The following is a 6579-nucleotide window of genomic DNA, read 5'->3' as shown; positions in this document are numbered from 1 at the left end:
GTACAAAAGCTAAAAGTCTATTGAAAATCTTAAATGAATATCATAAAACCGTTATCGTTGACATTTCTAAAAGAGGAATAGAAGCACTCGGGTATAAGGATATTTATTCACTATTAAAAGAAAATAAAATTGATATTCTACGATTAGATTTTGGTTTTAGTGAAGAAGAAATAGTAGAGATTTCTAATTATGTCACAATTGGTGTAAACGCATCAACAAGTGACTATCATGTTGCTAAGAAAATAAAAGAAAAAGGAAATAAAGTCGTTGCGATTCATAATTTCTATCCACGACTAGAAACAGGATTAGACGAATCATTCTTTATGGCACGAAACGAAGAACTCAAACAAATGGATGTACCTGTTATGGCCTTTATTCAAGGGGATAAAGACTATCGAGGTCCATTATTTGAAGGACTTCCTACCTTAGAATCGCAACGCAATATGAAACCATATGTAGCCTATCTACAAATGAAATATTTATATGGAATTGAAAATGTATTAGTCGGAGACAATGGCATTAGTGATGAACAACTTCAATTGATTAAACAAGATACAATCAATATTCCTTGTCACTTACATGAACCATATACTCATTTCTACAACCAAGTATTTGAAATACGAGAAGATTCTCCTCATAATTTAATGAGACTGACAAGTACACGTAGTAAAGACATTAAACCAGCGTATGTAGAACAACGCCAAAGAGGAGACATCACAATTGATAATGAAAACTATTTAAGATATTGTGGGGAAATTCAAATTACTAAAATTGATCGTAACAAAGATGATCGAATTAATATTATGGGAACTATTGATAAAGATTATTTAGGTTTATTAGAAATTCTTAGTGGTAAAATGAAAATTAAATTTGTACAATGTAGTTAAGGAGCACATTATGAAAAACGCTTTACTACGACTACGAGAATACCAAGAAACATTAACGCCTACAGAGAAACAAATAGCGGACTACATTATTGATAATGCCCGAGCTGCTTCTTCTTTGACAATTCGTGAATTGGCAGAAGAAGTTTATTCATCTCCAAGTACAATTGTTCGTTTGTGTAAAAAGATAGGATTTGAAGGATTCAATGACTTTCAAAAGGCATTGTTGTATGACATTGCTTCTTTAAGCGAAGACGATATGAAAGTATCTTCTTTTGATATTAAAGCCAATGAAGATACTCCATCTATCATCAATAAAATCACATACAATAATATTCGTATATTAGAAGAATCCATTAAACTATTAGACGAAGAAACCATTTCTGCGTGTGTTGATTTATTAGAAAAAGCCAATCGTGTATTATTATTTGGAATTGGATCTTCTTACTATGTATCAAGAGACCTTTATTTAAAACTATTACGATTAAATATATCCGCTGTTTCTAATGAAGACTTTCATTCACAATTACTAGCGGCTATTAATTCCAATGAACAAGATGTAGCCATTGTTTTTTCGTATTCTGGACAAACCAAGGAAATGATTGATTGTATTGAAACATTAAAAGAAAACAAGACACCTGTCATTGCCTTTACGCGTTATACGCCTAGTACTATAGCTGAAATGGCTGACTACAATTTATATGTAGCTAGTACCGAACCTATTTTAAGAAAAGGAGCTATGACAAGTCGTATTGCGTTTTTAAATGTGATTGATATTTTATATACAATTTATTTAACACGTCACTATGATGAAACTATGAAGAAAATCTTAAAAACACATATATATAAAGATTCTGAAAAGTAAACAAGAATTTGGGGTTCTTGTTTATTTTTTATTATATGTGACAGTGATAATGTCAATTAAAAAAGTATAGTATCAGTGAAAGGAGAAACAATAAATTTTGTATTGAATTACAAAAAAATTGTAATTAATGATATTATCTAATAGAAGAGGAAACAAAGTATGATTATAAATAACCAAGAATTTATCTTAAAAGGAATACTAGAAGACGGATATAGAATGATTTCCTGTCAACTAAATGATTCACTAGAACAATTAAACCAATGGATTACAGACAACCTTGTCTATGAACCAACTTTTTTAAAACTTGAGGTTTTTCAAAAAATTGATGACCAATTAATAAAATGTATTACACACACATATCGTGATACCATTCAACCTATTTCAAATCATGAATTTGCTAAAATTAAATATGAATTAGTTTGTTTAGACCAAGGATGCAAGACCATTTCAAAACCAAAACGAACATTAGACGATGTTGTATATGTTTGTCCTATTTGTTTTAAAGAACACTGTGATTGTCATCCATCTAAATTAATTCAATTAGATAAAAACATGGCACCTATTATCGCTTTACTAAATGAAAAAGGATATCAAACAACATCAAGTAGCCAAGGACATGGACACTATATTTATATTGAATTTAAAGAATACTATGACTTTAAACACTTAAAAGATACTTTTAATTATTCAGAAAATACTTTATGGATGGAAACAAACAATATCCAGGAACAATTAAAAGAATTATATGACTGGGCTAAGGAGGAAACAAAATGATCGTTAATGGAGAATATATATTATTGAATTTAAAAGTAATGGATATGGATCGTTTTGAATGTTTATATGATTTAGATTTTCCATCATTTGAAGACTACAATATCTATATGAATACACATTCATTCTCAATTAATGAAAACTGTGCCCTAGAATTTAGTGCCTATGTAGAAGAAGGTGAAAACATATTTAGTAAATACCTAGATGATACCAAACCATTGTCTTCTTCTTTCCAAAAACAAGTATTAAAGTTTTTGAATGCGGTGATTGAACCAGAAATATTCAATGACACAGAATATGATGAAGTCATTCAATATGAATCCGATGGAATATATGTTTGTCCTACTTGTTTCAAACCAGTAGAACAATGCACATGTGAAAACTTACCTGATCAATTAATTCGTTTGGATTCGGTATTCTACCAAGCACTTCAAAACTTATTAGAAAAAGACTATGAAGTCATTCGTTTTAATCAAAGTAATCCGGAACAAGAAATTAAAGACAACATTGAAATTGAATTTGCGGATGAATATGATTTTGATATTAAATCATTAAAAAACGTAGATTACGAAGATGGTGTTTTAATTTTCTATGTCAAAGGAAATACAATGGAAAAGAGAATGAAATCTAAACAGAATCAACTTCGACAATTATTAAACTTTACTAGTCAACTATAAAAAAATGTATTCGTAAAATAGTAGTCGTGCATCAGAAGATGCACGACCTTTTGAATACAAGAAAGATAATCGTTGTTGATTATTATAAAATCATTGTCTGCTAATTGTTATTTTTCTCTGTATTTTTCATAAGCTTCATCAATATACTTTGATAAACCTTGATAATATTCTTCATTGTATTCTACAAACAAGTAGGCTTCATTTTGATATTCTTCACAATAATATTTCTATTCACCCAATGTTTCTAAAGCATATTGATCTACATAAAATGGATAACCTTGTCCATCAAATTTATAGAAAGAATTAGAAAAGTCTTGTCCAATATCATTAAGATGTTGACTTCTGATTTTCCCATTAAAGTATTTATTATCAACAAGTAATTTTCTATAATCTTTTGTTTCTTTAATACCAGGTACTTCTTGTAATAAATAGTCACTTAAAAGATTATGTTCATTGCACCATCTTAAATATACAGCCATATGATTGAATGCTGCATATTCTTCGATAGGTAATTTTAATTCCCTGATCTTTTGTAAATGATCAAATCCATTATCATATGTCTTTCCTAAGTATGTTCCTTTGACTTTTTCTTTTGTTGTATAGTCTTCAGCACAATTCATCGCAAGATAAATAATCTCTTGTTGACTAAGTCTCACAATAACATGATCATGATCATATTGATCAATGATAGTTACATTTTTGATGAAATCTTTATAAGGAATAGCGTTGTTATCTGGAATCATAACATACCACGAATCTACTTCTATATTATTAAAAGGAACATGTGCTTTTTCAGGAACTACTGTATCAATATTCTCACCTACAAAATAGATTCCAAAAATTGTTTGATCATTTCTTTGATATAACTTAGGATTTGCATAGAACACATCTAATTGTTGTTTCTGATTCAGCATCCGTTCAAAGTTATCATAAGAACCATTCATTTCATCGAATTCCTTTTGACCTAAAGAAATAGGATTTAATGCACCAAAGATATAAAATTGTTCACTTTCCTTATTTCTGACTTTATTTTCAATATCTTGCAAAGCACGGATACTTGTTTGTTTATCTGATTCTATAAAATCATGACTATGTTTTAAAGATATGATTTCATCGTCCCTAACAAATTCATTAACATGAATATGCTTGCAAATAGAAAATATTAAATCATAAAACAAATGAATTTCACTTTCTGTTGTTGGAAGAGACATTCGCAATAATAATACATTGCTTTCAATGGATGCTTCTATTCCTCTGCTGATACAATTAGGATCAAATAAAATTGTATAGGATCCAATTTGTCCTTCTTCTAATGTATAGTTATTATCTGAAACACCATAACACAAATCTTTTAATGCAGCTATTTCATTGATTTCAATTTTCTTTCCATTTAATTTAATTTCAACATTTACAGCCATTCTTACTCCCTCTTCTTTTACATATAATACCATACTAAAGCTAAAAACTAATATAAAACACAGTTACCATTACTACAGTGCTTTATCTATTTTGTGTCCAATTGTTCTAGTTTATGACACCGATAGTGTCAATTAAAAAGATAGAATAACACTAGGAGGAACAAATTATGTTGATAGATGGAAATGAATTTGTATTTCAAATAACAATTAAACAAGGAAGTAAAACAATATGTGAAAATAAGATATTAGATTCCTTTGAAAGCTATGACGAATATATGGAACAATTAAAAGAAGGAAATTATTCTAGAATGTTAATGAGTAGTGAACTATGTCAGGTTATTAATGGAAAATTATATGGAAGAGCTATTTTAATGTTGAAACCAGCTATTCCTATTGATCAGTATGAAAAAAATAAAATACGATTGACAGCTTGGCAAATGGCAATTGATCCTTCTCAAATAAAAGAACACGTTAAACACCCAGAACGATATGAATATGTTTGTGAAAACTGTTTTAATTTATTAGAAAATTGTACATGTCAATCTTATCCTGAACATGTGATTCGTATGGATAAGAATATGGTTGGGATTATTCAAAAATGTAACGAAAAAGGATATAAAACATGTTTTTGTTGTGAAGGACACCCTGAAGATCGATTAAATGATTCGATTTATATTTCTTTTAAGAAACGTTATCCATTTAAACATTTACCACAAGAATGGGATTATACCCATACGGGAAATTTATACTGTCGAATTGAAGGAGAAGACTTAACTCAACAACTTCAAGACAAACAAAAGAAACTAGAACAATTCAATAATTGGATTGAACAGGAGGAAGACTATGATTGTTAATGCAGATGAATATGTATTTGCGTATTATGCGATAGATACCAATACCTTTGAAACTAAATTTGGTGTTGTTGCCGATAGTTTAGAACAATTAAATGAAGTTATTTCCAATACACAACTGGAAATGAATTGTGATTGTATTTGTTTACTACAAGTATGTCGCATGAGTCAAGGACAAAGAATTATTGAATTTGATCAATTCTGTTCCAAATTTGAACCCTTTTCACCAGAAGAAATAAAAGACATTATTGATGATATTACTGAAGAACAGTTAGATTGTGAAGCTGAAGAAGACGAATGGGATGATTACTATCAAGATGATACAGGTGAATATTTATTACCCTATAAACAAGAATTAAGTACTTTTAAATATGTTTGTCCAAAATGCTTAAATACACTAGAACAATGCACTTGTAAAAGAGAACCCGATGAATTAGAAAGAATCAATGCGACTTTTCATGATATTTTAATGGAATTTAAACAAAAAGGCTATGAAATACTAGCATATAATGAATCCCATCCTGAATATGGAAAATACGATCACATTGAAATTCAATTCGCTCAACACTATAAATTCGATGTCTATAAACCAAGAGGAGGTTATTATAAATATGGAGACTTGTATTATCCTCAAGACTGGTGTGAAAAAGACATTGAAAAAAGAGTTCTTTTTAAACAAAAGAAACTCAATGAACTATATGAATGGGCTAAAAAAATCAAACCAATTGAATAATAAAATAAATTTTGTTATAAATATAATATGAAACGAAACACAAGTGCAATATTATTTTTTATAGCCGCGATACTCTTTATTTTATGTACAATTCTAGAATACATAAATACTCAAACATTTAAACCAATGTATTTAGGACTTGGAATTTGTTTGATTTTCTTAGGATTCTACAATAAAGGAAAATAAGACCAGATGGTCTTTTTTTTATTGACATATATATCGCAGTGCTATATATTGTATATATCGAAGTACGATATATAAGGAGTTTTTTTAAGTAATTAAAAATATTTCTAAATGTGATTAAAAGCGTTTAAATATACTCATAGAGGTATTTATATGAACACATCAAACATCACAAATTATAAACCAAAAGATTTTGC

At 28.8% G+C, this 6579-nt stretch carries 7 protein-coding genes; 6 read left to right on the top strand and 1 reads right to left on the bottom strand.

Annotated elements, in window-relative coordinates:
* The 4 genes from ACI313_RS05810 to ACI313_RS05795 all read left to right on the top strand — a co-directional run.
* Positions 1-887: MupG family TIM beta-alpha barrel fold protein (locus ACI313_RS05810; RefSeq protein ID WP_439755523.1), on the top strand; the 887-nt coding region annotated here is incomplete at its 5' end.
* A 10-nt stretch (positions 888-897) separates the two neighbouring features.
* A complete protein-coding gene (locus ACI313_RS05805) occupies positions 898-1749 on the top strand; it encodes a MurR/RpiR family transcriptional regulator (protein ID WP_439755522.1) in 852 nt (283 codons plus the stop codon).
* Positions 1750-1908: 159 nt separating this feature from the next.
* Complete coding sequence (locus tag ACI313_RS05800) at positions 1909-2523, top strand: hypothetical protein (RefSeq protein WP_439755521.1); 615 nt, start codon at positions 1909-1911, stop codon at positions 2521-2523.
* Complete coding sequence (locus tag ACI313_RS05795) at positions 2520-3197, top strand: hypothetical protein (protein ID WP_439755520.1); 678 nt, start codon at positions 2520-2522, stop codon at positions 3195-3197. The genes ACI313_RS05800 and ACI313_RS05795 overlap by 4 nt, the downstream gene beginning before the upstream one ends.
* A 227-nt stretch (positions 3198-3424) precedes the next feature.
* Here ACI313_RS05795 and ACI313_RS05790 read toward each other — a convergent pair whose 3' ends face one another.
* Positions 3425-4615: a DUF4299 family protein gene (locus ACI313_RS05790; protein WP_439755519.1), complete on the bottom strand. Its 1191-nt coding sequence runs from the start codon at positions 4613-4615 to the stop codon at positions 3425-3427.
* A 167-nt stretch (positions 4616-4782) separates the two neighbouring features.
* Between ACI313_RS05790 and ACI313_RS05785 the strand changes: the two genes are divergently transcribed.
* Both ACI313_RS05785 and ACI313_RS05780 read left to right on the top strand, forming a co-directional pair.
* The gene (locus ACI313_RS05785) at positions 4783-5469 is read left to right on the top strand and encodes a hypothetical protein (protein WP_439755518.1); all 687 of its coding nucleotides are present in this window, start codon (positions 4783-4785) and stop codon (positions 5467-5469) included.
* Positions 5459-6199, top strand: coding sequence for a hypothetical protein (locus tag ACI313_RS05780; RefSeq protein ID WP_439755517.1), 741 nt, complete (start codon positions 5459-5461; stop codon positions 6197-6199). Before ACI313_RS05785 ends, ACI313_RS05780 begins: the two co-directional genes overlap by 11 nt.
* The last annotated feature ends 380 nt before the right edge of the window (positions 6200-6579 follow it).

Source organism: Floccifex sp. (genome assembly GCF_051873495.1).
Classification (GTDB): Bacteria; Bacillota_I; Bacilli_A; order Erysipelotrichales; family Erysipelotrichaceae; genus Floccifex.
This window is presented reverse-complemented; position numbering and strand designations above follow the sequence as displayed.

Coding starts and splice junctions, on each gene's coding strand:
- ACI313_RS05805 (WP_439755522.1), top strand. CDS start 898: ATGAAAAACGCTTTACTACGACTACGAGAATACCAAGAAACATTAACG.
- ACI313_RS05800 (WP_439755521.1), top strand. CDS start 1,909: ATGATTATAAATAACCAAGAATTTATCTTAAAAGGAATACTAGAAGAC.
- ACI313_RS05795 (WP_439755520.1), top strand. CDS start 2,520: ATGATCGTTAATGGAGAATATATATTATTGAATTTAAAAGTAATGGAT.
- ACI313_RS05790 (WP_439755519.1), bottom strand. CDS start 4,615: ATGGCTGTAAATGTTGAAATTAAATTAAATGGAAAGAAAATTGAAATC.
- ACI313_RS05785 (WP_439755518.1), top strand. CDS start 4,783: ATGTTGATAGATGGAAATGAATTTGTATTTCAAATAACAATTAAACAA.
- ACI313_RS05780 (WP_439755517.1), top strand. CDS start 5,459: ATGATTGTTAATGCAGATGAATATGTATTTGCGTATTATGCGATAGAT.